The 21,112-nt window shown below is 65.2% G+C and carries 18 protein-coding genes, 1 tRNA gene and 2 pseudogenes; 9 read left to right on the forward strand and 12 right to left on the reverse strand.

Annotation, left to right across the window (positions count from 1 at the left end):
- Positions 1 to 103 precede the first annotated feature (103 nt).
- A complete protein-coding gene (locus tag ACE10X_RS42240; protein ID WP_038384734.1) occupies positions 104 to 862 on the reverse strand; it encodes a lipopolysaccharide assembly protein LapB in 759 nt (252 codons plus the stop codon).
- Positions 863 to 1,170: 308 nt separating this feature from the next.
- Between ACE10X_RS42240 and ACE10X_RS42245 the strand changes: the two genes are divergently transcribed.
- On the forward strand, positions 1,171 to 2,421 hold the full coding sequence (locus tag ACE10X_RS42245) for a glycosyltransferase family 87 protein (RefSeq protein WP_038384733.1): 1,251 nt from the start codon (positions 1,171 to 1,173) through the stop codon (positions 2,419 to 2,421).
- A 41-nt stretch (positions 2,422 to 2,462) separates the two neighbouring features.
- Here ACE10X_RS42245 and ACE10X_RS42250 read toward each other — a convergent pair whose 3' ends face one another.
- From ACE10X_RS42250 to ACE10X_RS42275, 6 genes and pseudogenes are all read right to left on the reverse strand, one after another.
- Entirely contained in the window at positions 2,463 to 4,064 is a 1,602-nt protein-coding gene (locus ACE10X_RS42250; protein WP_038384732.1) for a hypothetical protein, read from the reverse strand.
- Positions 4,064 to 4,810 carry an SDR family oxidoreductase gene (locus ACE10X_RS42255; RefSeq protein ID WP_038384731.1) on the reverse strand — a complete coding sequence of 249 codons (747 nt, stop codon included), beginning with the start codon at positions 4,808 to 4,810 and terminating at the stop codon, positions 4,064 to 4,066. The genes ACE10X_RS42250 and ACE10X_RS42255 overlap by 1 nt, the downstream gene beginning before the upstream one ends.
- Positions 4,810 to 6,165, reverse strand: coding sequence for an FAD-binding oxidoreductase (locus ACE10X_RS42260; protein ID WP_304557345.1), 1,356 nt, complete (start codon positions 6,163 to 6,165; stop codon positions 4,810 to 4,812). The genes ACE10X_RS42255 and ACE10X_RS42260 overlap by 1 nt, the downstream gene beginning before the upstream one ends.
- A gap of 32 nt (positions 6,166 to 6,197) precedes the next feature.
- A complete protein-coding gene (locus tag ACE10X_RS42265; protein ID WP_244435795.1) occupies positions 6,198 to 7,508 on the reverse strand; it encodes a UbiA family prenyltransferase in 1,311 nt (436 codons plus the stop codon).
- 263 nt (positions 7,509 to 7,771) lie between these two features.
- Positions 7,772 to 7,848 (reverse strand) — tRNA-Arg (locus tag ACE10X_RS42270).
- Between the two features lie 119 nt (positions 7,849 to 7,967).
- Positions 7,968 to 9,469, reverse strand: a pseudogene (locus tag ACE10X_RS42275) (flavin-containing monooxygenase).
- Between the two features lie 86 nt (positions 9,470 to 9,555).
- Between ACE10X_RS42275 and ACE10X_RS42280 the strand changes: the two are divergent.
- The 3 genes from ACE10X_RS42280 (at position 9,556) to ACE10X_RS42290 (ending at position 12,374) form a co-directional block, all read left to right on the forward strand.
- Positions 9,556 to 10,206 (forward strand): TetR/AcrR family transcriptional regulator, encoded by a 651-nt coding sequence (locus ACE10X_RS42280; protein WP_051002983.1) that lies wholly within the window; start codon positions 9,556 to 9,558, stop codon positions 10,204 to 10,206.
- A 200-nt stretch (positions 10,207 to 10,406) separates the two neighbouring features.
- A complete protein-coding gene (locus ACE10X_RS42285) occupies positions 10,407 to 11,504 on the forward strand; it encodes a helix-turn-helix transcriptional regulator (protein WP_038384725.1) in 1,098 nt (365 codons plus the stop codon).
- Between the two features lie 192 nt (positions 11,505 to 11,696).
- Positions 11,697 to 12,374 (forward strand): hypothetical protein, encoded by a 678-nt coding sequence (locus ACE10X_RS42290; protein WP_038384724.1) that lies wholly within the window; start codon positions 11,697 to 11,699, stop codon positions 12,372 to 12,374.
- On the opposite strand, the gene ACE10X_RS42295 is transcribed toward ACE10X_RS42290, so the two are convergent.
- The 3 genes and pseudogenes from ACE10X_RS42295 to ACE10X_RS42305 all read right to left on the reverse strand — a co-directional run bounded on the left by ACE10X_RS42295 (position 12,364) and on the right by ACE10X_RS42305 (position 14,056).
- Positions 12,364 to 12,786 (reverse strand): CAP domain-containing protein, encoded by a 423-nt coding sequence (locus tag ACE10X_RS42295; RefSeq protein WP_038384723.1) that lies wholly within the window; start codon positions 12,784 to 12,786, stop codon positions 12,364 to 12,366. The two genes, ACE10X_RS42290 and ACE10X_RS42295, sit on opposite strands and share 11 nt — an antisense overlap.
- Before the next feature lie 22 nt (positions 12,787 to 12,808).
- Entirely contained in the window at positions 12,809 to 13,015 is a 207-nt protein-coding gene (locus tag ACE10X_RS42300) for a hypothetical protein (protein ID WP_028341850.1), read from the reverse strand.
- A gap of 40 nt (positions 13,016 to 13,055) precedes the next feature.
- A pseudogene (locus ACE10X_RS42305) lies at positions 13,056 to 14,056 on the reverse strand (2-dehydropantoate 2-reductase).
- Between the two features lie 148 nt (positions 14,057 to 14,204).
- On the opposite strand from ACE10X_RS42305, the gene ACE10X_RS42310 reads away from it, so the two are divergent.
- Both ACE10X_RS42310 and ACE10X_RS42315 read left to right on the forward strand, forming a co-directional pair.
- The gene (locus ACE10X_RS42310) at positions 14,205 to 14,810 is read left to right on the forward strand and encodes a YidB family protein (protein ID WP_038384722.1); all 606 of its coding nucleotides are present in this window, start codon (positions 14,205 to 14,207) and stop codon (positions 14,808 to 14,810) included.
- A 36-nt stretch (positions 14,811 to 14,846) separates the two neighbouring features.
- A complete protein-coding gene (locus ACE10X_RS42315) occupies positions 14,847 to 15,125 on the forward strand; it encodes a GlsB/YeaQ/YmgE family stress response membrane protein (protein WP_028336227.1) in 279 nt (92 codons plus the stop codon).
- A gap of 97 nt (positions 15,126 to 15,222) precedes the next feature.
- On the opposite strand, the gene ACE10X_RS42320 is transcribed toward ACE10X_RS42315, so the two are convergent.
- Both ACE10X_RS42320 and ACE10X_RS42325 read right to left on the reverse strand, forming a co-directional pair.
- Positions 15,223 to 16,005 carry an SDR family NAD(P)-dependent oxidoreductase gene (locus ACE10X_RS42320; RefSeq protein WP_038384721.1) on the reverse strand — a complete coding sequence of 261 codons (783 nt, stop codon included), beginning with the start codon at positions 16,003 to 16,005 and terminating at the stop codon, positions 15,223 to 15,225.
- Between the two features lie 90 nt (positions 16,006 to 16,095).
- Positions 16,096 to 16,857, reverse strand: coding sequence for an N-acyl homoserine lactonase family protein (locus ACE10X_RS42325; RefSeq protein WP_038384719.1), 762 nt, complete (start codon positions 16,855 to 16,857; stop codon positions 16,096 to 16,098).
- A gap of 201 nt (positions 16,858 to 17,058) precedes the next feature.
- Between ACE10X_RS42325 and ACE10X_RS42330 the strand changes: the two genes are divergently transcribed.
- The 3 genes from ACE10X_RS42330 to ACE10X_RS42340 are packed head-to-tail and all read left to right on the forward strand — an operon-like array spanning position 17,059 to position 21,112.
- Positions 17,059 to 18,687: an AMP-binding protein gene (locus ACE10X_RS42330; RefSeq protein ID WP_375763832.1), complete on the forward strand. Its 1,629-nt coding sequence runs from the start codon at positions 17,059 to 17,061 to the stop codon at positions 18,685 to 18,687.
- A 15-nt stretch (positions 18,688 to 18,702) separates the two neighbouring features.
- Positions 18,703 to 19,920 (forward strand): ABC transporter substrate-binding protein, encoded by a 1,218-nt coding sequence (locus tag ACE10X_RS42335; RefSeq protein WP_038384717.1) that lies wholly within the window; start codon positions 18,703 to 18,705, stop codon positions 19,918 to 19,920.
- A gap of 58 nt (positions 19,921 to 19,978) precedes the next feature.
- Positions 19,979 to 21,112, forward strand: a complete 1,134-nt coding sequence (locus tag ACE10X_RS42340) for an NADH:flavin oxidoreductase/NADH oxidase (RefSeq protein ID WP_038384716.1) — start codon at positions 19,979 to 19,981, stop codon at positions 21,110 to 21,112.

Here is a 21,112-nt window from a genome sequence, read left to right on the forward strand (position 1 = left end):
TGGGTCCCTGCTTTCGCAGGGACGACGGTACACCGGCGGCCGAAGCTCTAGATTCTTGTTTTGACGCGTTAGCGCAAACCGGTGTCTGCTTCGCTCGAAAACGCTAGCTCAGGAATTCCGCAAAGGCGCTGCGGCGGAAGAAGAAGCGGCCGTGCGATGACATGATCAGCGCGGCCGTCGTGCGGCCGATCATTTGCGGCCGGCCGCGCAACGCCAGACGCAGATTGGCCTCGCCGGCCGCGCGGTCGCCCATTTCCAGAAGACTGGCGGAGAAGCTGAGACGCATCAAGGGATCGTCGGGCCGCTGCGCCATCACCTGGCGGTAGAGATCCGCCGCGGCAGCATATTCGCCATCGAGCAGCAGCACACGCGCGAGCGCGGCCAGAACATCCGGATGTCCCGGCGCCGCAATGCGCAGCTTCTCCAGAATCTCGCGCGCCCGGCCGCGCTCATTGCGCTGGGGCAGCAGCTGCGCCAGCAGGAGCTGAAACTCGAGGCTCCCCGGCGCGAGAGCAAGCGCGCTCTCGATGACGGCAACCGCCTCGTCGATGCGACCGGCCGAGTGCAATTGCCCTGCCAGCGCCTGGAATGCCGGCAGGTACGGCGGCCGCCGCGCGGTGGTTCGCCGCAGCAGATCGATCGCCTCGCTGCCGCGACCGGCGCCTCCAAGCGCTGCGCCGAGCAGGGTCTCGAGGCCGGGATCGTCGACGCGGCGCACGGCCCGCTCGAGTGGCGCGATCGCCTCCTCGTTGCGGTTCTGGATCATCAGCGCCCGTGCCAGGATCGAGGCCGCGCCGACATCCGTCCGGTTTGCCTTCAAGACCTCTGCCGCCAGCCGCTCGGCTTCGACGACCTGTCCCATCTGCAATGCGACCACGGCGCGTTGCAGGACCGGAGATGGGCTGGGCCCGCGATTGGAAGGAGGCGGCGGTTTCGGCATGCGGTCCGTCGTGAGATGGTTCTTGTCAGCCGTTATCACTGCCGCCGACGGAGCGTCCAGCGAAAGTCGCATCCGGACACCGAGATACCGTCCGGTTCCAGCCTCCACCGTCCGATTTCATACATCCCTGCGGCTGTCAGGCGACGGGGACCAACCGCCCTCTCCCTGCAATTTTTCGACTGCTTAACCTATTCAATCTAGCTTGGGTTGCCATCACAGGGCCCGGCTTGATGCTCGCAACAACGCTCGAAACCATTCAGTCGACGGACTCGAAGCGCACCAACTACACGCGCGGGATTCTCGTGATGCTGGTCGCCGCCCTCCTGTTCAAGGTTGTGTGGTTCTCCCAGCTGGGGCTGGGGCACGGCCGCGAACTGGTCGACTTTGCCGCCTTCTACATTACCGCAAAGCTGGTGTGGCTCGGCGACCTCGACCAGGCCTATCAATTCGCGAAGCTCGCCATCATCGAGAAGCAGGCGTCGGGCGGGCACGACGGCTTCATGCCATGGACCTATCCGCCGCAATTCAACCTGCTGCTGGCTCCGTTCGCGCTGGTCCCGTTCGGAATGGCCTATCTGCTGTTCATGGCCTCGACGCTGGCTCTTTACCTCGCCGTGCTGCGGCGTCTTGCCGGAAACCGGTTCGTGCTCGTGCTGATCGTTTTCTTTCCGACGATCGGGGTCACGCTGGCATGCGGTCAGAACAGCTTCCTTACCGCCGCACTGATCGGACTGGTGTGCCTGTACTTCGAAGAGCGACCGATGCTCGCGGGCGTGGCCCTTGGTCTCATGATCATCAAGCCGCATTTCGCCGTTGCCTACGCACTCTATGCCATCCTGCGGCGCTCGTGGATCGTCGTGATGACGGCGGGCGCCGTCGTGCTGATCAGCTCGGCGATCTGCACGGTGCTGTTCGGCATGCAGATCTGGACCGTAATGCTGCAGAGCGTGCATGATTCGTCGGTATTCCTGCGGGAAGCCTATTATCCGCTGTATCGAATGGTCTCGGCCTATGCCGCGCTGCGAACCACGGGGTTCTCCGCATCGGCAGCGTTTATCGGCCAGGGCGTCGTCGCCGTCCTTGCGCTCGGCGTCGTGCTGGTCGCGGCCTACCGCAAGATGCCGGTGCGCGAGAGTCTCGGCCTGACCGCGATCGTATCGGTTTGCATCAGCCCCTATGCGTATGATTATGACTTCCTGATCTTCAGTGTCGGAATGGCGCTGCTGTTGCCGGCGCTTCAGGCCAAGGCCCGCGAGTGGGAACGTGCGATCATCTATGCCGCGCCGATACCGATCGGCGCCTTCGGCTACATGCACACGGTCCATAACAACACGCCCCGCACGGACGCCCATTGGGTCGACGTGCTTTCGATCGGGGGCTTCGGGATCGCCGCGCTGATCACGCTGATCGTCGGAATCCTGCTGCTGCGCGGGTCAAGCGCCGCTTCCGTCCCGGCGCAGGGGCCGCTTGCGAGGATTTGAGCACCCGGCGCGACGCCCCCCCCCCCGCGATCACGTAACCCTCACGGCGCCATCATTTCGAGACGATCGCGCGCCGGCAGGGTCGACGCGAAGGCCTTCAGGGCGCCGGCGACGAGCTGCGGCTCCGCGGCGGGCGTGACGTAGAAGGTTACGTCACCCCGCGCGCCGGTCACCGGAATCGTGTGCAGGACCGCGACCTTCCTCCAGCTCGCCGGCACGCTCTGCGCAAACCAGCTGTCGTAGATCATGGCGACGCCGACATGATACTCGTCGGCGAGCGCGGCCATCTCGGCCGGGCCGTAGCGGCCGGCGCGCTTCGCCTTGCGCACCCGCTCCGAACCGAGCCCCCACAGATCCAGGACAAAGTTCGGATTTCCCCAGGCAACGAGCCCAAGATCGTTCACGGCAACCGGCCGCCGGTAAAGCTGCTGGGCGAAGCGGCCCAATTGATAATGCTGCTCGTAGACGCCGCGCGAGGCAAACGGCGTCTCCAGGGCGGCGCTGACATAGCCCACGCTGGCAAAACCGGCTAGCCCGACGCCGGCGAGCACGGCGGCAGTCCATTGCGGGACGCTCAAGACCGTTCGCGCGCGCGCAACCGCGTAGAGCAGCGCCAGCACCGCAAGCGCAACAATGTAAACCTCATACCGGTAGAACCAGCCATATTGGCCAAAGCCGAGATGCGCAGCGATCGCGGCGAGCACCGTCGCACAGACGATCAGCGCGCCGCGGTCGGAGCGCAGCAGCGCCGTCGCGCCGGCGAGCGCAAGACCGAGCAGCATCAGCCTGAAGCCGGCGGGATCAGCGAAGCTGTCGCCGAGATTGCGGAGGATGGAGGCGAACACGCCGGTTCCTTCATAGCCGGATTCGGCGATGCGCGATTTGAGCAGTACCGAGCTCGGCAAAAGCGGGAGCCCGAGCGAGGCCATTCGCGAGGAGTACGCGGCGAACGCGCAGAGCGTCACGGCGGCGGCCGCGGCGGCAAAACGGCGCTGGCCGAGCAGAGCAAACCCCATCATCGCCGCGATGGCAAATGCGATTCCCTCGAAGCGAATCAGCGGCAGCAGCACCAGCGCCGCGAAATGCATGGCGGTCGGCGACCGTCCGCGCGCGGCTTCGGTCAGGCCGCCGAAGGTCGCGACCGTGGCCCAAACGTGAAGACTGTGCTCCATGCCGGTCATCGGCAGCGCGATCGCGCTTGACGAAAAAATGGCGAGCAACGCGACGAAAAACAGCAGCGGCTTCTCCCGGCCGGGGCCAAGCAGTTCAGCCGATTCAAGAATGCGCAGGAAAGCCACGACGGTCGCTGCCGCGGCCGCGGCATTGATCAGGAGCGGACCGAATGCGCCAAGATGCAACGTCTCGGTCACGGCCAGCAGGTAGGGCCAGATGATCGACGAGCTTGGCGACGAGACCTCGGACGCATTGACGCCGTAGCCGCCGGACCGGATGTGATCGGCGACGGCGAGGTGGATGTAGGGATCGTCGAGGGTGAAGACCAGCCGGCCGTCGCAGAACGTGACGCTGAAGATCAGCGTCGCCGCGAACAGCACGAGCCACAGCGATGCCGTCACAAGCGGGACGCTCTGCCGGATCGCGCTGGATCGCGGGAACGACGCGTGGTTGGCGGCGACGCCAGGCATCAGATACGCATCCGTTTAAAGATCGTCTCCGGCAGCGCGCAGATGATCGCCATCACCAGCCGGAAGCGGCGGGCCACATAGATCACGTCACGCGGCCTCGTCACATCGGCCCGGAAGATATCCTCCGCGATTCGATCCGGCTGCACCGTCAGGGGAGCCGGCAGCTTCATATGCGCCGTCATCCTGGTCCGCACGAATCCCGGCTTGACGGTGACGACACGGACCTTGCCCGCAAGCGCCAGGCGATTGCGCAAGCCGGACAGGAATTGCGAGAAGCCGGCCTTGGCCGCGCCGTAGTAATAGTTCGAGGCCCGCCCGCGATCGCCGGCGACCGAGCTCACGCCGACGATGGTTCCCGAGCCGCGCGTCGCGAAGGCTTGCGCGAACAGTTCGAGCAGCAGGCTGGGCGCCTCGAAATTGGTGCGCATGATCTTCGTCGCAAGCTCGGGATCGGTCTCGGCACGCCCTTGATCGCCGAGCTCTCCGACAACGCATACGACGGTGTCAGGAAGCGTGGAAAGGCCGGCGACGAAGCCGGCAAGCTGCCCTGTCTGCAACACGTCGAGCGCGACAACCGAGGTTTCGATACCGCTTCGCGTCTTGATGTCGTCCGCATTGCGCTGTGCCGCCTCGATATCGCGGGCGGCGAGCATCACGCGCCATCCGTCCCGCGCATAGCGTAGCGCGGTCGCGTGCCCGATGTCCGAGCTGCCGCCAATCACCAGAATTGATTTTGTGCCGGTCATCAAATTCCAAGCCGTGCTGAAAGATGGGACACGAAGCGGCTGCTCGCCCCGGTCTGCTGGCGGATGTCCCGCAGGGCCGCAAGGCCGGGATATCCGGATTCGAATGTCGCGCGGGACTGCCGCGCGTCCTTGGCGAGATAGAGCCGGCCGCCGGCATCGACCACCAGCGCGTCGAGCTGGTCGAGAAACCCGAACAGCGCGTCGCTGACCGGGAAGTCCATCGTCAGCGTGTAGCCGCGGAGCGGAAACGACATCGGCCCGCTGCCTTCGCCAAGCTGCTTGAGTACCGCGAGAAACGACGCATCGCCGCGCCGCGACACGCGATCGAGAATTTCGGCGAGAACACGGCGCGCGCGGTCGAGCGGGATCACGCATTGATATTGCACGAAGCCACGCCGGCCGTAGATCCTGTTCCAGTCGGCGATCGCATCGAGCGGAAAGAAATACGAGTCCCAATGGACCAGCCGCGGCTTGCCCGGATGCGCGGCGCCGCGGCGGAAGTACAGCTCATTGAACACCCGCATCGATGCGCGATTGAGCAGCCATCCCGGAAATAGCTCCGGGACCGCGAGCCGCGACGTGCGAAGCTTGGGAAACGTCTCGAGGTCCGGTCCAAGCATATCCTTGTCGCGGCGCGTGGCGTGCTCGGCCAGATAGACCAGCGACCGTCCGAGCGCCGCACCGCGCGCAAGGCAGTCGATCCAGGCCACCGAATAGGTGCTCGATGCGCTGCTATCCAGCTGATCGATCGCCGCGTCGAGATTGCCGGCGACGCGGGTGTCCTGACGCAGCCAGGCGGTCTCGATCGGCAGCAGCCGCAGCGTCGCGTCGAGGATCATGCCCGTCAGGCCCATGCCTCCCAGCGTCGCCGCGAACAGCGCGGCGTTTTCCGATCGCGAGCAGGTGACGATCTCGCCGCCAGGCAGCGCGAGGCGGAACGAATCGACGATGGTGCCGAAGCCGCCATCGCGATGATGGTTCTTGCCGTGAACGTCGGCCGCGATCGCGCCGCCGATCGTCACGAATTTCGTGCCGGGCACGACCTTGAGGAAGAAGCCGCGCGGCTCGAAAACGGCAAGGATGTCGGCGATGGTGACACCGGCTTCGACCGTCAATCGGGCGGTTGCGGCATCGAAGCTCCGCATCCGGTTCAGGCCGCGCGACGAAATCGTCGATTGCGTACCGATCGCGGCATCGCCGTAGGCCCGCCCGGCCCCGCGCGCGACGACGCCTGACCGCGCAAGCAGGTGGTCCCGGGCGCCTGCCGGCGTCTGCGGCGTCAGCAATTCGGACGACGCCTTGGGATAGTTGCCCCAGCCGGACAGGCCAATGCCGCCCGGACTGGAGGTCGACATCACAGCTCCTGGTAACGCAGCCGCCGGCATCGCTAGATGGCGGCGAGCATGATGGCGCCGATCGCGCCGAGCGCGACCCAGCTGACGCGATCCCTCAGCGCAAAGATGACCGGATCGTCGTCGATCAATCCGCGCTGCGCGAACAGCATCACACGGCCGATCCAGTACATCAATATCGGACAACCGACCCAGAGCAGTTGCGGATGGCTGTAAAGCGCGCGCACCGTATCGGACGAGATGTAGAGCGTGAAGATCACGACGGCGTTGAAGCCTGACGCGGCGGCGAGGATCGCGATCATCGATTTGTCTTCGACCTGGTAGCCGCGCGCCGCCAGCACGGCGCCGTCCGGTTGGCTGGCGAGCTCGATATAGCGCTTCACCAGCGCCAGCGACATGAAGATGAAGAGCGAGAACGCGAGCAGCCATTCCGACATCGGCACGCTGATCGCGACGGCGCCGCCGATCACGCGGACGGTGTAAAGCGTGGCGAGCACGACGACGTCGACGGTCGCGATGCGCTTGAGCCAGAACGAATAGGAGGTGGTCAGCGCGAAATAGCCGAGCAGGACGCCGCCGAACTCGATCGATATCGACATTGCGATCGCAAATGCGGCGACCAGCGCCAGGGCCATCGCACCGACGGCCCGCGATGCCGGGATGGCGCCGCTTGCGATCGGACGGTTGCGCTTGGTCGGATGCGCGCGGTCGGCCTCGACGTCGAGCAGATCGTTCAGGATGTAGGCGCCCGACGCACAGAGCGAGAATGCGATCACGGCAAGCAGCGACGTCGCGGCCGATCCCGGTGCGAATTTGTGTGCAGTCAGCAGCGGCACCAGCACGAGGGCGTTCTTCGCGTATTGATGCACCCTGAACAGCTTCAGCCAGCTGCGCATGCCGACCTGCGCGGGCGCGGACGGCTCGGATCGACCGGGGCGGGCGAGGCGCGATGCGGAATCGGGCAACACGACTGCCGCGCTGCCGATATAGTCAAAGCCCTGGCGAAGCACGGGCAGCAGCTCTTCGCGCTGTGCCGCCGGCAATTGACGTTCCGGCGCGGCGGCCCAGGCGGTGAAGACGCCAAGATGCTGGGCAACCGCGCTGACGAACGGCTCGGGATGGGTTTCCGAGCAAAGGTAGACCGGGCGGCCTTCGCCCAGCACCTGCAGCAGGAACCTTACCGCATCGTGGTCGAATTGCGCCCGGGATGGATCGAACCCCGATGCATCTACACCATGCGTCGATGGCGCTTGCGCTCCAAGGGGAGCGGTGATCGCCGCGGCGAAAGCGCGAAAGCGGCGGATCAAGTCGGATGCGATCTCGGGTGGGACGGAGCTTCCCCGCATGACCTCGTCGACATCGACGACGAGCGGCCGGCCTTTTGAACGCAGCGGATCGCGAAGGACGTCGCCGCCCCCCTGCTCAACCCGTTCTGGAACGCTAGCTCGCATACGCGCGGTCTTCCGGTGCCCCCTCCCCATTGTCCCGGGCTTTCCCTAATTTGGGGTGAACTTGATCTCGGGTGAACTTGGGGGAGCAAACGCCGGGCAGATCGCGCCGGAATGCGTGGTGTAAAAGCCTCGCCGACAGCGTGCGGCCGAGCGAGAAATGGCGATCCCGGGAAGACTCGAACTTCCGACCTACGGTTTAGGAAACCGTCGCTCTATCCGGCTGAGCTACGGGACCGCACCGCCCGCAGCGAAGGCATGCGGGCGTCGCCATCCCATAGCAGAGCTGCCGGGTGATCGCCAGCCCGCGCCACAACGGACGTGCGCGAAGTTGCGCAGCGTTTGGCGCGTCGCGCGTTACGCCACCTGCCGGGCCGGATTCGGGGCGCCATCCGCGCTCGCCCGACGCGCCGGCAGAAACTCGATGGCCTCATCCTTCAGCGAGCCGAAGCGCAGCGTCATGATGTCGAGCGCATAATTCTGGTAGAGCCGCCACGGCCGGCGCGAGCCCTGCTTGGGGAACCTGGCGGCGGCGCGCTGGATATAGCCCGAGGAGAAATCCACCCAGGGCAGTTCGGTCACGGTCGGATCGTTCCGCCGCGGCGTGACCTGCGCGTAGCCGTTCGCCTTCATGTGGTTGAGCATACGGCAGACATATTCGCAGGTCAGGTCGCATTTCAGCGTCCATGACGCGTTGGTGTAGCCGAAGGCGGCGGCGAGATTCGGCACGCCCGAGTACATCAGCCCCTTGTAGTTCATGGTCTTCGACAGATCGACACGCGCGCCGTCGACATTGATCTCGAGTCCGCCGAGCACCTGCAGATCGAGGCCGGTCGCGGTCACCACGATATCGGCGTCGAGCAGATTGCCGCTCTTGAGCTTGATGTCGCCGGGCGTGAAGGTCTCGATCTGGTCGGTGACGACGGACGATCCGCCGTTGCGCAGCGATTGGAAGAGATCGCCGTTCGGCACCAGGCAGAGCCGCTGGTCCCACGGATTGTAACCGGCGTGAAATGGGTGGCGACGTCGTAGTCGGGGGCGAGCGCGTGACGCACGCCGCCGAGGATCAGCTTCTTCACGCGCTCCGGATCGCGCTTGCAGAGCCGGTAGAAATACATGCCGAACAGCACGTTCTTCCAGCGCGTGAGGCCGTAGGCGAGCTTGGCGGGCAGCCGTGCCCGCAGCCAGTTGGCGACCTTGTCCTCATCGGGCCGCGCCACGACGTAGGTCGGCGAACGCTGCAGCATCGTGACATGGGCGGCGGTCTTGGCCATTTCCGGCACCAGCGTCACCGCGGTCGCGCCGCTGCCGATCACCACCACCTTCTTGCCGGCATAGTCAATGTCGTCGGTCCATTTCTGCGGATGGACGACGCGGCCGGTGAAATCGGCGATGCCGGGGAAGTCGGGCGTGTAGCCGTGCTCGTATTTGTAGTAGCCGCTGCACATGAACAGGAAGTTGCAGGTGAGGCGCTCGATCGTGTTCTCCGGCCCCCGCTCGACCTCGACCGTCCATTGCGAGTCGGCGGACGACCAGTCGGCGCGCACGACGCGGTGGTTGAAGCGGATGTTCTTGTCGATGCCATAGACGCGCGCGGTCTCGCGCACATAGTTCAGGATCGAGGGGCCGTCGGCGATCGCCTTCGGCTCGGTCCACGGCCGGAACGAATAGCCGAGCGTGTACATGTCGGAGTCGGAGCGGATGCCGGGATAGCGGAACAGGTCCCAGGTGCCGCCGATGCAGTCGCGGCCTTCAAGAATGGCGTAGCTGCGGTCCGGGCAGTTGGCCTGCAAATGGTAGCCGGCGCCGATGCCCGACAGTCCCGCACCCACGATCAACACGTCGAAATCAGCGGACATGCCCTGATCCTCTCCCGTGGTAGTATTGACAATGTATATTGTCAGATAACTTGACATCTGACAATGCCTCGTGTCAATACGCTTTCATGGCAAGCAGCCGGAAAGCCCGCCTCTATGGCGGTATGGACGCCGAGGAACGCCGCGCGGAGCGGCGGCTCAAGCTGATCGATGCCGCGATCGAGGTCTATGGCGAGGTCGGCTATCGCGGCGCCACCGTGAAGGCGATCTGCGAGGCGGCCGAGCTGACCGAGCGCTATTTCTACGAGTCCTTTGCCAACAGCGAGGCCCTGCTGATCGCGGCCTACGGCCATGTCGTCGGCCACCTGCACGAGGAAATGACCGCTGCCGCCGCAGCCGTGGGCGACGATGCCGAGATGAGGCTGCGTGCCGCCCTGACGCTGTATTTCACGCGGCTGAAGCAGCACCCGAAGCCCGCGCGGGTCTTTCTGCTGGAAATTTCCGGCATCAGTCCGGCGGTCGATGCCGTCAAGCTCGACGCCCTGCGCGTCTTCAGCGATATCCTAGTGCCGCCGGCGCTCGATGCGAAGCGCAGCGACAAGGGCGCGGCCGCCTCACTGCTCTCGGTCGGCATGGTCGGCGCCGTCATCTCGATCGCGCTGCGCTGGGTGTCGAAGCAATACCCGCAGGCCGTCGAGGAGGTCGTCGCGATCGCCGCCAGCTTCTGCCGTGTGGCGCTGACCGAAGCCGACCACCGTGAGGATGGTCACTTATCGTAGCGGCCGGATCGTACCGGCCAGCGGGACCCGCCGATTTTCGATCACGTTTCGCCAGCGCTTGCGGACCCCGCCCCTAGCCTGTCGCTGATTTTACTTGCATATCGGGCCCCTGGGTTCTCTTATGCCCGGTACCGGGCGCAACAAGATGCAGCCTGTTTCGCCTGACAAAACAACGCTGTTTGCATCGGCGGAGCTGAATTTTGGTCGACCTGCACAGGCTTGACGATGTGACCGCGCGCCTCGGCGATGTGGTTCTCGATCCCTCGACCTGGCCGTCCTTCATGGACGAGGTTTGCGCCGCCGTCGGCGCGACCGGCGCTGCGATGCTTCAGAGCGATATCCGCACCGAAGACATTCCGCGCACGGACTCGATCACCGAGTATTTCACCAAGACCTACTTCCCGCACAACCTTCACCTCACCGACATCCGCGCGGCCCGCGGCGTGCCGTTGATGCACGCCGGCGTCGATGTCATCACCGATGCGGATCTGTTCGAGTCCGAAACCGAGATGCTGCGCGATCCGCTCTACGCCACGCTCGGCGAGTTCGGACTGAAATGGTTCGCGGCCGTCGGCTTCCACTCCGGCCCGGCATTGTGGGCACTGACGATCCAGCGCTCACCCAGGGAAGGCTTGTTCGACGCCGACGAGATCAAGGCGCTGCGAAGGGTGTCGGCGCCGCTCACGGAAGCCGCGACGCTCTCCGCCGTCGTCGGCCGCTCCGCGCTCTCGGGCATCACCAGCGCGCTCGATCTGATCCAAGTCGCCGCGATTGCCGTCGGCCGCTTCGGCGCCGTCATCGGCATGAACAGTCAGGCGGAAAGCTGCCTCGGCTACGACCTTGCGATCCGCAACAATCGCCTCACGCTGCTCGACCGGCAGGCCAATGCCGATCTGACCAGGCTGATCGATCTGCTGGCCCACAGCTCGGACCTGCACCCATTACCGTCGTCGCCGATCGTGGTGCGCCGGGTCGACAAGCGGCCGATCGTGATCCAGATCCAACCGGTGCCTCCGGCGGCGCGCTCGCCGTTCCTCGGGGCGCGCGCGATCCTGTTGATCCGCGATCTCGAAGGCAGCGCGGCGTTCGATCAGGCGCTGCTGACGGCGACGTTCGAACTGACGCCGGCGCAGGCACGCCTCGCCACCCGGCTTGCGCGCGGCGATTCGGTCGAAGCGGCCGCGCAGGAGGCCGGCGTTGCCCTTGCCACCGCGCGCAATCAGCTCAAGACGATCTTCCAGAAGACCGGCACCCACCGGCAGGCGGAACTGGTTGCACTGCTGCACAGGGTGAAGTGAACGATTAAAGGCGAATTGTTCTGATCTCCGGCCCGTTCCGATGAGATTCTTCAGTTATTCCAATCGCGAAGGCTGGGTTCCATCAGCCCCGGCAACATTCCACAGGTCAGGAAAATCGTCGGGTTCCCGGGTGACAAGTGTCACTAAAATGGCGACAATCTGCTCACTCTGTGTCGTTCGGGTTTGGTCTCAATGTCCGTGATGCCGTCACGATCATCGACGTTGGCTGTTGCCGTTTTCGCCGCCGCTTGTGTGCTGGCGCCGATGAGCGCGCACGCGCAATGGTGGCGCGGCGGGCCGAAGGACTTCGAGGACTGCGCCGACCTCGCCGAGAAGGCGAAGACCAGGGAAGACAAGACCGCGCAACTCGCCGATTGCAACGCCAAGTTCGCCGGCCGTCGCAAGCCTGGTGGTGGCTACACCTATTACGACTTCATGCAGGACCGCAGCTTCGACATCGCCGGTCCTAATCCGACACCGGACGAGCAAAAGAAGATCGACCAGGAATATACCGGCTATCTCGAGCAGCAGCGCCGCTCGCGTATCGTCGCGGCGTTCAATGCGAAGCAACTCGAGCGGCAGGAGACACAGCCGGTGCGGCCGCCGCAGATCCAGCAGGCATCATTGCACAATGAGCCGGTGCGCAGTGAGACTGCGAAAGTCCCCGTCCCCGCCGCAAGGCCGGTCAAGCCGCGGGTCGCTGCCGTCCCTATTCCCGAGCCGCGGCCGCGGGCAAGCAACTGCGTGAAGGGTACGTTCTCCTGCGAATGGCCGCGGCTTTCCGAGGGATTGGACGGCCTGAAGAAGCTGTTCACGCCGACACCGCCGCCACCGACCAAGGTTGCGAAGCGAACCGACGTCAATCGGTAATCACCATCGCCCAGAACCTGCGGTACGGCGACTTCGGGTTGTCGACGAAGGCGACGCCGACGCGCCTGGCGCCCGGCATCAACAGGTTCTCCCGATGGCCCGGCGAATTCTCCCACTGCTTCAGCATCTCGGCGAAGGCGATGAAGCCGGCGCCGATATTTTCGGCGGCGCGCTGTTTCTTGAGCGGCGCGATGCGCGTGAAGAAGCTGCCGCCCGCGGAGTGGCTGACCGATCCGGTCGCCGACATCGCCTGCGCCTGCTTCAGCGCCATCCCGTTCAGCTTCGCGTCGAGCTTCACCGCGGGCATGCGGTTGGCGCGCCGGTAGGCGCTGATCGAGCCGGCATAGTCGGCGGCGCCTGCGGCCGTGGCGAAGCCAAACACGAAAGTGAGCGCGAGGAACAGCAGCTTCATCTGAGGTCGTCTCTGTAATGGATCAGCGCGCGCGGGTGCGCTTGTGGTGTCGGGGCGCGACCGATCTGTGCGCAGGCACGGCCGCTCGGCTCGCTGCCGCAGCCGCCGCGCGCTGCTCCTGCAAGCGCGCATCATAGCCAGGCGACGGTGTCACGGTCGGCGGCGCCGCACGGGCCGGGCCGGCCACGAGCGCAACAAGCGTGAGCAGCATGATGCTGGACCGTTTCATGATGTCACCTCCTCTGTTGTTCGATCGACGTGGCGGACGATCATCGGCGTTCATGGTCGCTGCCATCGCGGATCTGTTCGGGCGTCAGCCCCGGCGATCCCTTGCCGTCCGCCTCCGCCTTCCGGATCAGCGCGATGACGCGGCGCGACAATGGCGCCGCGAGCCCGCGGCGATCCGCGATCGCGGTGATCACGCCCTGCAGATAGTCGATCTCGGTGCGGCGGCCGCGCTGCAGATCCTCCCACATCGAGGAGCGCGCCTCGGGATCGATCTTCATGGTGCGGCCGAGGGCAGCCGCAGCAAAGGCGGCATCCAGCTCGACGGCAGCGGCGTCGGCGATACCGGTGCAATGCCTTCGGCGCGCACCGCGGCCAGGCCCTCGGCCATCTGATCGGCAAGCAGTCGTCGCCAGCCGCGCTGCGCGAGCTGTTGCCGCAGCGAAATATTGGACAGCGCATTGAGCGCATTGTTGAGATTGACGGTCAGCTTGCCCCACTGCACGCCGTCGATATTGCCGGTGTCCTTGATCGCAAGGCCCGGCACCGACAGCCGCATTGCGGTGCCCGCGTCATCCTGCGCGATCACGATGTCGCCGGAGGTCGAGCGATGGAAGCGGCCGTCGCCGAGCGCGACCACGTTGAACGGCACCATGCCGCCGAGCACCTTGCGGCCCGGCAGGCGGTCGCGCAGCAGCGGCACATTGCCGACGCCGTTCTGCAGACTGATCACCGCGGCATCGGCAGGCGCGTGACGCGCGATCACATCGGCCATCGCGGCGGTATCGGCACTCTTCACCGTCACCAGCACGGTTTCAACGTCGGACAAGATCGACGGATCGTCGGACACAATGAGCCGGTCCGCGGATACCGTCCGCTCGGAGCCGTCAAAGCTGCTGATCCGCAAGCCGTTGCCTGCGATCTCCTGGATCAGCCGTGGCCGCGCCAGCAGCGCGACACGGCGCCCCGCGGCCGCGAGCATGCCGCCGACGAAGCAGCCGATGCTTCCGGCGCCCGCAATGCCGATCGGCCGGTCCTTGTTCATCTGGAACGTCCATTCATCATTGGCTCGATAGCAGACCTTGGGTTGCCTGCCTATTTCCACGCACCGCAGGCCGGGTGGCCCGCCTTGTAACCGTCATGGGCGGAAGCTATGTTTCCCGCTCGGGGCACGGTTGCGGCAGGGGACGATCATGGGTTTACTCGACGTACTCAACGGCATGCAGAACGGCCCCCGCGGTCCGAGCGGGCCAAGCACATCATCCGACAGTTCGAGCGGCGGCGGAATGTCGCCGATGACGATGGCTATCCTGGCGTTGCTTGCCTGGAAGGCAGTCAAGCATTTCTCCGGCGGCCAGGCGGACGCGAGCGCCCCTGAGCCGAAGCCGGCGCAGGCGCCGCCGCTTCCTCCCGGCAACGTCACCGCAGGCCTGCCCGGCGGCGCCGGTGGCGGCGGGCTCGGCGATCTGCTGAAGGGCGGCCTCGGTGGCCTGCTCGCCGGCGGCGCAGCCGGCACCGTGCTCAGCGGCGGCCTTGGCGACCTGCTCAATCAATTGCAGCAGAAGGGTCATGGCGATGCGGCCAATTCCTGGGTCAGCAACGGCCCCAACAAGCAGATCGCGCCCGGCGACCTCGCCAACGCGCTCGGCGCCGACCAGATCGACTCGCTGGCGTCGCAGAGCGGCCTGTCGCGCGACGATCTGCTCCAGGGCTTGAGCCAGTATCTGCCCGACGCGATCAATCACCTGACGCCCGACGGGCGGTTGCCGAGCGGCGACGAGCTGCACCGCAGGCTTTAGCGGCAGCGTTGATTCCATCTGAGGAGGACGACAGTCATGGGCGGCATCATCTGGGTCATCATCGTCGGCTTTATCGCGGGGATCATCGCGCGGTTCCTGTCGCCGGGGCCGAACAATCCAAGCGGCTTTATTCTCACCACCGTGCTCGGCATCGCCGGCGCGTTTCTCGCGACCTTCATCGGCCAGGCGATCGGCCATTACGGTCCTGAACAAGGCGCCGGCTTCATCACCGCCACGATCGGCGCGCTGGTGGTGCTGTTCATCTGGAATCGGCTGGTCGCGGCACGCGTGATCCCGGACCCGGGAAACAGGTGACAGCACAGCGATCCGAATATTGATCCAAAATCAAAATGCCCCGGCCTGGCCCGGGCATTTTCGTTTCCGTAACGGTCGGAAGACGTGGATAGCCAGTTCACTGAATCAGATGCATGCCGGCATCCATGCGGACGAATTCGCCGGTCATGTTGCTCGAGGCCGGGCTTGCCAGGAAGCAGACCAGATTGGCGATATCTTCGGCCGTTGATGCGACCTTCAGCGGCACCCGCGCGACCACGGTATCGCGCACCTGCTTGGCGCCCGCCTCGCCGCGGCCCTTGGTGAACCAGGGCGTATCGATATAGCCCGGACACACCGTGTTGACGCGGATCAACGGCGCCAGCGCGCGCGCCAGTGACTGCGTCATGGTGTTGAGCGCGCCCTTGCTCGCGGCATAGGCGACCGACGAGCCGCCGCCGGAAATGCCGGCGACCGAGGAGACGTTGACCACCGCCGAGGGACGGCTAGATGCCTTCGCGCCGGCTTCGAGCAGCGCGCGCGCGGCACGAACCATCTGGAACGGGCCGATGGTGTTGACCGCATAGATGCGCTGGAAATCCTCCGCGGTCAGGCCGTCGAGATCGTGATGCGGCACGTGCTTGGTGGTGCCCGCATTGTTGACGAGCACGTCGAGGCGGCCCCAGCCCTGCGCGGCGGCCGCGATCTTCTTGCAGTCCTCATCGCGCGAGACGTCGCCCTGCACCACCAGCACCTCGGCGCCTTGCTTGCGGCAGGCTTCCGCGGTCGCTTCGGCTTCCGCCTTGCTGTTGGAATAGTTGATGATGAGGCGCGCGCCCTGCGTGGCGAGGATTTGCGCGGTGGCGGCGCCGAGTCCCGATGCCGATCCCGTCACGATCGCGCACAAACCATCCTTGGACATCTGCATTTTCCTTGTTGTTGTGAGCCAGATGAACTCCGGCGGCGGCACACCATATCGCGTGGGACAGCATCTGCAAACCGCGCCAAATCCTCACGTATACGCGTTCGCTCCCTTTTGCAGGCTGGCCCACTGCCCCTCGTCATGGCCGCAGATGATCTTGACGCCGGATGCCTCGATCCTGGCGATCTCGTCGAGCGACTTCAGGAACTGGTCGACATCGAGGCTGTTTCTCGGTGAGGTCCGCTGGTCGAGATTGGCGCGCACACTGAGCGCGTCGGACGCCAGCAGGAATTCGCCGCTGTTGTCGAGCTTGACCAGCGCGCCGGTCGTTCCCTTCGAGTGGCCGGGCAGCGGGACCAGCGTGAGCTTGCCGTCGCCGAACACGTCCATCTGCTTATCGAAGATCTCCATCTTCAGCGGATGATCCCAATCCGCCTTGACGTATCCGCGATCGAACGCGTTATCGGCATTCGCCGCCTCGACCTCGAGTGCGTGGACGAAGATCGTCGCCTTCTTGAAGAAGGCGTTGCAGCCGCAATGGTCGGTGTGCAGGTGGGAGCAGATCACCACGTCGATGTCGTCGGTGCCGAGGCCGACCGCCTTCAGGCTCGTCAGCACATGGTCGTCCGCCGGCATGATCGGGCGCATGTATTTGGCCAGCGTGCCGAGCCGTCCTTCAGGATCGGTCGCGACATCGGGATGGCATCCGGTATCGAACAGCACATTGCCTTGCGTGTGCCGCAACAGCACGCAGGACACCGGAAGCTCGATCATCTCGCCGCGCGCCGCGTCAGGCAGATAAGTCCGCTTCGACATCTGGAGACGGCCGCCCGACAACATGTGCATCTTCATCTCGTTACCTCCGCTTTTGGCTTCAAACTACATATGAGTTTTATGGAAACTCATAATGGATTTGACAGCATATTATTCGTCCTTATAGCTTCCGCGCAACGTCGCGATCGCATGACAAATGCGCTCAACGAAGCACCCGGGCTCCTTCGGATCGGCATCGTTGACATCGATCAGCGGCCGTCAAAGGGAAGTTTCGCCACGATGTACACCGTGTTCAGCACGTTCGCTGCGACATCCGATGCGGCAGCATTCAAACCCTTTCTCTGCGTTCCCGCGCGTCCCGACCGCGCATACTTTCCCGATGGCGTCGAACTGTCCTATGGCGCCATCGCGCGGCAGGTCTGCGCATTGCGCGATCAGTACCGCGCAGCAGGCTTCGGCCACGGACACCGCGCTTGCCTGCTGCTGGAGAACCGGCCCGATTTCGTCGTGCATTGGCTGGCGCTCAACGGCCTCGGCGTCTCGATCGTTCCGATCAACCCGGCCTATCGCGCGGCGGAAATCGCGTACCTGATCGCGCATGCCGAACCCGACCTGATCGTCACGCTGGCTGATCAGAGGGAATTGCAGAAGGCGCTGACCGGCGACGTTCCGCTGCTCGTCGTCTCCGGTGACGATCTCGGCGCCGGCATCGAGAAAGTCCCGCAGGCCCAGCGGCCACCACCGCGCGCCGGCGAGCCGGGAAGCGAGACCGAGGCTGCGCTGCTCTACACGTCAGGCACAACGGCGCGCCCGAAGGGATGCATCCTGACCAATGAATACGTGGTCTCGACCGGCCGCTGGTACGTCAGCCACGGCGGCGATGCGACGTATCATGCAGGAACGGAGCGCCTGTACAGCCCGCTGCCGCTGTTTCACATGGCCGGCCTGACCCTGACCCCGATCGCGATGATGTTGACCGGCGGCTGTCTGATCCTGCCGGAACGCTTCAACGCGAAACATGCCTGGCGCGACATCGTCGCGTGCCGGGCAAGCGTGCTGCATTATCTCGGCGTGATCGTCGCGGCCCTGCTGGCGCAGCGGGAGACGCCGGACGAGAGAGCCCATGCGCTGCGCTTCTCGATGGGCGTCGGCGCCAATCCCGAGCAGCGCGCGCGGGCTCGCGAACGCTTCGGCATCCCCTTCGTCGAAGGCTGGGGCATGACGGAGACCGGACGCAGCCCCTTCAACACAGTCGAGCCGCGCCATCTCGAGACCAACACAATCGGCCGCAGCGTGCCCGGCCTCGAAATGATCATTCTGGATGCCGACGGCAATACGCTGCCGGCAGGCGCAGTCGGTGAGCTCTGCGTGCGCCATTCGGAAGCGACGCCGCGGCGCGGCTTCTTCTCCGGCTATCTGAAGGACCCCGAGACCACCGAGCAGGCCTGGCGCGGCGGCTGGTTTCACACCGGCGACAGCGCGTGGCAGCACGAGGACGGCGCCTTCGTGTTCGTCGACCGGCTGAAGCACCTGGTCCGGCGCGCCGGCGAAAACATCTCGGCGGCGGAGGTCGAGGCCGTGCTGACGACGTCGCCTCTGGTCAAGCAGGCGGCGGTCGTCGCCGCGCGCGATCCGATCCGCGACGAGGAAGTTGCGGCCTTCATCGTGATCAACGACGGCACCGATGCTGCACGCGAGCTCGCGCAAGACATCTTCCACTTCTGCCGCGAACGCCTGGCGCCGTTCAAGCTGCCGGCGTGGATCGCCTTCGTGGCCGAACTGCCGCTGACCTCGACCAACAAGATCCAGAAACACGTGCTGCTCGGCGCGGACAGGGATCCGCAGTCGCATCCGGGCATGATCGACCTGCGGCAAGACAAGACCAACGCCATAAGGCAATCGAACTAGAGGAAACCAGGGACAATGACATCGAGATACGGACGGATGGCCGCGAGCGCTGCAATCCTCTCAGTCGCCTTCGCCGCCGCGCCATCCCACGCACAGATATCCGACGACATGGTGAAGATCGGCGTGCTGACCGATCAGGCCGGTCTTTATGCCGACGCGGCCGGCCCCGGAGCGGTCGAAGCGGTCCGGATGGCGATCGCGGATTTCGGCGGCAAGGTCCTGGGCAAGCCGATCGCGATGGTCGATGCCGACCATCAGAACAAGGCGGATGTCGGCGCCGGCATCGCGCGGCGCTGGTATGAGCAGGAGAATGTCGACGTCATCGTCGACTTCGCCAATTCCGCGGTCGCTTTCGCCGTGCTCGAACTCACCAAGCAGAAGAACAAGGCGATGCTGGTGTCGTCGGCAGGCTCCTCCGATCTGACCGGCAAGGGCTGCTCGGCGAATTCGGTGCAGTGGACCTACAATACCTATGCGCTCGCCAACAGCACGGTTCGGGCGCTGGCCAAGTCGGGCGCCAAGAGCTGGTACTTCGTCACGGTCGACTACGCCTTCGGCCACGCCCTGCGCAACGACGCGGCCAGGACCGTGGAGAAGGTCGGCGGCAGCATCGCCGGCGAGGTGCGGCATCCGCTCAACAGCATGGATTTCTCGTCCTATCTGCTGCAGGCCCAGAGCTCGAAGGCCGATGTGATCGCCTTTGCCAACACCGGCGGCGACCTCGCCAACTCGATCCGGCAGGCGCAGGAATTCGGGATGGCGCACACGCAAAAGCTCGCGGCCTTCCTGATGCAGACCAGCGACATCCACGCGATCGGTTTGCAGGCCGCCCAGGGGCTACAGCTCGCGACCGCCTTCTATTGGGATCTCGACGACAAGACCCGAGACTTCGCCGCGCGCTTCATGGCCAGGACCAAGAAGCGGCCGACCATGGTGCAGGCCGGTCTCTACTCCGCGGTCATGAACTACCTCAAGGCGGTCGAGAAGTCCGGCACCGACGACGGCCCCAAGGTGATCGCGCAAATGAAGGACATGCCGATCGACGATTTCTTCGCCCGCAACGCATTCCTGCGCGAGGACGGCCAGCTGATCCACGACATGTATCTCGTGCAGGTGAAGTCGCCGGCCGAATCGAAGGGCGCCTGGGACTACGAGAAGCTGGTGCAGGTGATCCCGGGCAAGGAGGCGTTTGCCACGCCCGAGGAGAGCGCCTGCCCGCTGCTGAAGAAATGATTGCGCACACGAATCCACACACCACAGGCAAGAAACCACAAGCAAGGCTGGAGATCGCATGACCGAACTGCCGCTGCTCTTTACCCCGCTGCAACTGCGCGACCTCGAACTGAAAAACCGGATCATGGTCTCGCCGATGGCGACCTATTCGGCGCGGGAGGGGCGCGCCACCGATTGGCACACCGCGCATATCGGCAAGCTCGCCGCCGGCGGCGCCGGCCTCGTGTTCGTCGAGCAGAGCTCGGTGAACACCCAGGGGCGCATCACCCATGGATGCCTCGGCATCTGGGACGATACGCACATCGCGGACCACGCCGCCCTCGCCGCGCTGATCCACAGCTTCAACGCCAAGGCCGCGATCCAGATCGCACATGGTGGCCGGAAGGGCTCGTCGCAGCGGCCGTGGGAAGGCGGCAACCCGCTGGGTGAGGCCGATATCAAGGCGCGCGGCGAAGGCCCGTGGCAGATCGCGGCCTCGAGCGGCATTCCGTTCGATGACGGCTGGCCCTCGCCGCAGATGATGACGTCAGAGCAGATCGATGCCCTGGTGGACGACTATCGCCAGGCGTTTCGACGCGCCAGGGCGGCCGGCTACGACGTCATCGAGCTGCATTGCGCGCACGGCTATCTGATGCACTCGTTCCTGTCGCCGCTGGCGAACAACCGCAACGACGAGTACGGCGGATCGCGCGAGAATCGCATGCGCCTGCCGCTGCGGATCGCGGCGATCATGCGCGAGGAATGGCCGGACCATCTGCCGGCTTTCGTCCGCATCTCGTCGGTCGACGGCGTCGACATCGGCTGGTCGATCGAGGACTCGATCACGTTCGCGACCGAGCTGAAGGCGATCGGGATCGACATGGTGGACTGCTCGTCGGGCGGCATGAAGCTGCCGCGCGGCAATTCGCTGGTGTCGCGCACCCCCGGCTTCCAGGTGCCGTTCGCCGAGCGCATCCAGAAGGAAGCCGGCATGCCGACGGTGGCGGTCGGGCTGATCCGCGAACCGGACTACGCCGAAGCCATTTTGCGGGACGGCAAGGCGACGCTTATTGCGCTCGGCCGCGAACTGCTGTGGAATCCGAACTGGCCCGCGCAGACGGCACTTGCGCTCGGATGCGATCCGGAGTGGACGAGTTGGCCCGAGCAATATGGCTGGTGGCTGAAGCGGCGGGTGGCGCAGCAGGGACGATAG

The sequence above is a fragment of the Bradyrhizobium sp. Pha-3 genome (assembly GCF_042258325.1).
In the GTDB taxonomy this organism is placed as follows: Bacteria; Pseudomonadota; Alphaproteobacteria; order Rhizobiales; family Xanthobacteraceae; genus Bradyrhizobium; species Bradyrhizobium elkanii.

Bases quoted from the DNA above. Each gene is read 5' to 3' on its own strand.
- ACE10X_RS42240 (WP_038384734.1), bottom strand. From the start codon at position 862: ATGGGACAGGTCGTCGAAGCCGAGCGGCTGGCGGCAGAGGTCTTGAAG.
- ACE10X_RS42245 (WP_038384733.1), top strand. From the start codon at position 1,171: ATGCTCGCAACAACGCTCGAAACCATTCAGTCGACGGACTCGAAGCGC.
- ACE10X_RS42250 (WP_038384732.1), bottom strand. From the start codon at position 4,064: ATGCCTGGCGTCGCCGCCAACCACGCGTCGTTCCCGCGATCCAGCGCG.
- ACE10X_RS42255 (WP_038384731.1), bottom strand. From the start codon at position 4,810: ATGACCGGCACAAAATCAATTCTGGTGATTGGCGGCAGCTCGGACATC.
- ACE10X_RS42260 (WP_304557345.1), bottom strand. From the start codon at position 6,165: ATGTCGACCTCCAGTCCGGGCGGCATTGGCCTGTCCGGCTGGGGCAAC.
- ACE10X_RS42265 (WP_244435795.1), bottom strand. From the start codon at position 7,508: ATGCGGGGAAGCTCCGTCCCACCCGAGATCGCATCCGACTTGATCCGC.
- ACE10X_RS42280 (WP_051002983.1), top strand. From the start codon at position 9,556: ATGGCAAGCAGCCGGAAAGCCCGCCTCTATGGCGGTATGGACGCCGAG.
- ACE10X_RS42290 (WP_038384724.1), top strand. From the start codon at position 11,697: ATGTCCGTGATGCCGTCACGATCATCGACGTTGGCTGTTGCCGTTTTC.
- ACE10X_RS42295 (WP_038384723.1), bottom strand. From the start codon at position 12,786: ATGAAGCTGCTGTTCCTCGCGCTCACTTTCGTGTTTGGCTTCGCCACG.
- ACE10X_RS42300 (WP_028341850.1), bottom strand. From the start codon at position 13,015: ATGAAACGGTCCAGCATCATGCTGCTCACGCTTGTTGCGCTCGTGGCC.
- ACE10X_RS42310 (WP_038384722.1), top strand. From the start codon at position 14,205: ATGGGTTTACTCGACGTACTCAACGGCATGCAGAACGGCCCCCGCGGT.
- ACE10X_RS42315 (WP_028336227.1), top strand. From the start codon at position 14,847: ATGGGCGGCATCATCTGGGTCATCATCGTCGGCTTTATCGCGGGGATC.
- ACE10X_RS42320 (WP_038384721.1), bottom strand. From the start codon at position 16,005: ATGTCCAAGGATGGTTTGTGCGCGATCGTGACGGGATCGGCATCGGGA.
- ACE10X_RS42325 (WP_038384719.1), bottom strand. From the start codon at position 16,857: ATGAAGATGCACATGTTGTCGGGCGGCCGTCTCCAGATGTCGAAGCGG.
- ACE10X_RS42330 (WP_375763832.1), top strand. From the start codon at position 17,059: ATGTACACCGTGTTCAGCACGTTCGCTGCGACATCCGATGCGGCAGCA.
- ACE10X_RS42335 (WP_038384717.1), top strand. From the start codon at position 18,703: ATGACATCGAGATACGGACGGATGGCCGCGAGCGCTGCAATCCTCTCA.
- ACE10X_RS42340 (WP_038384716.1), top strand. From the start codon at position 19,979: ATGACCGAACTGCCGCTGCTCTTTACCCCGCTGCAACTGCGCGACCTC.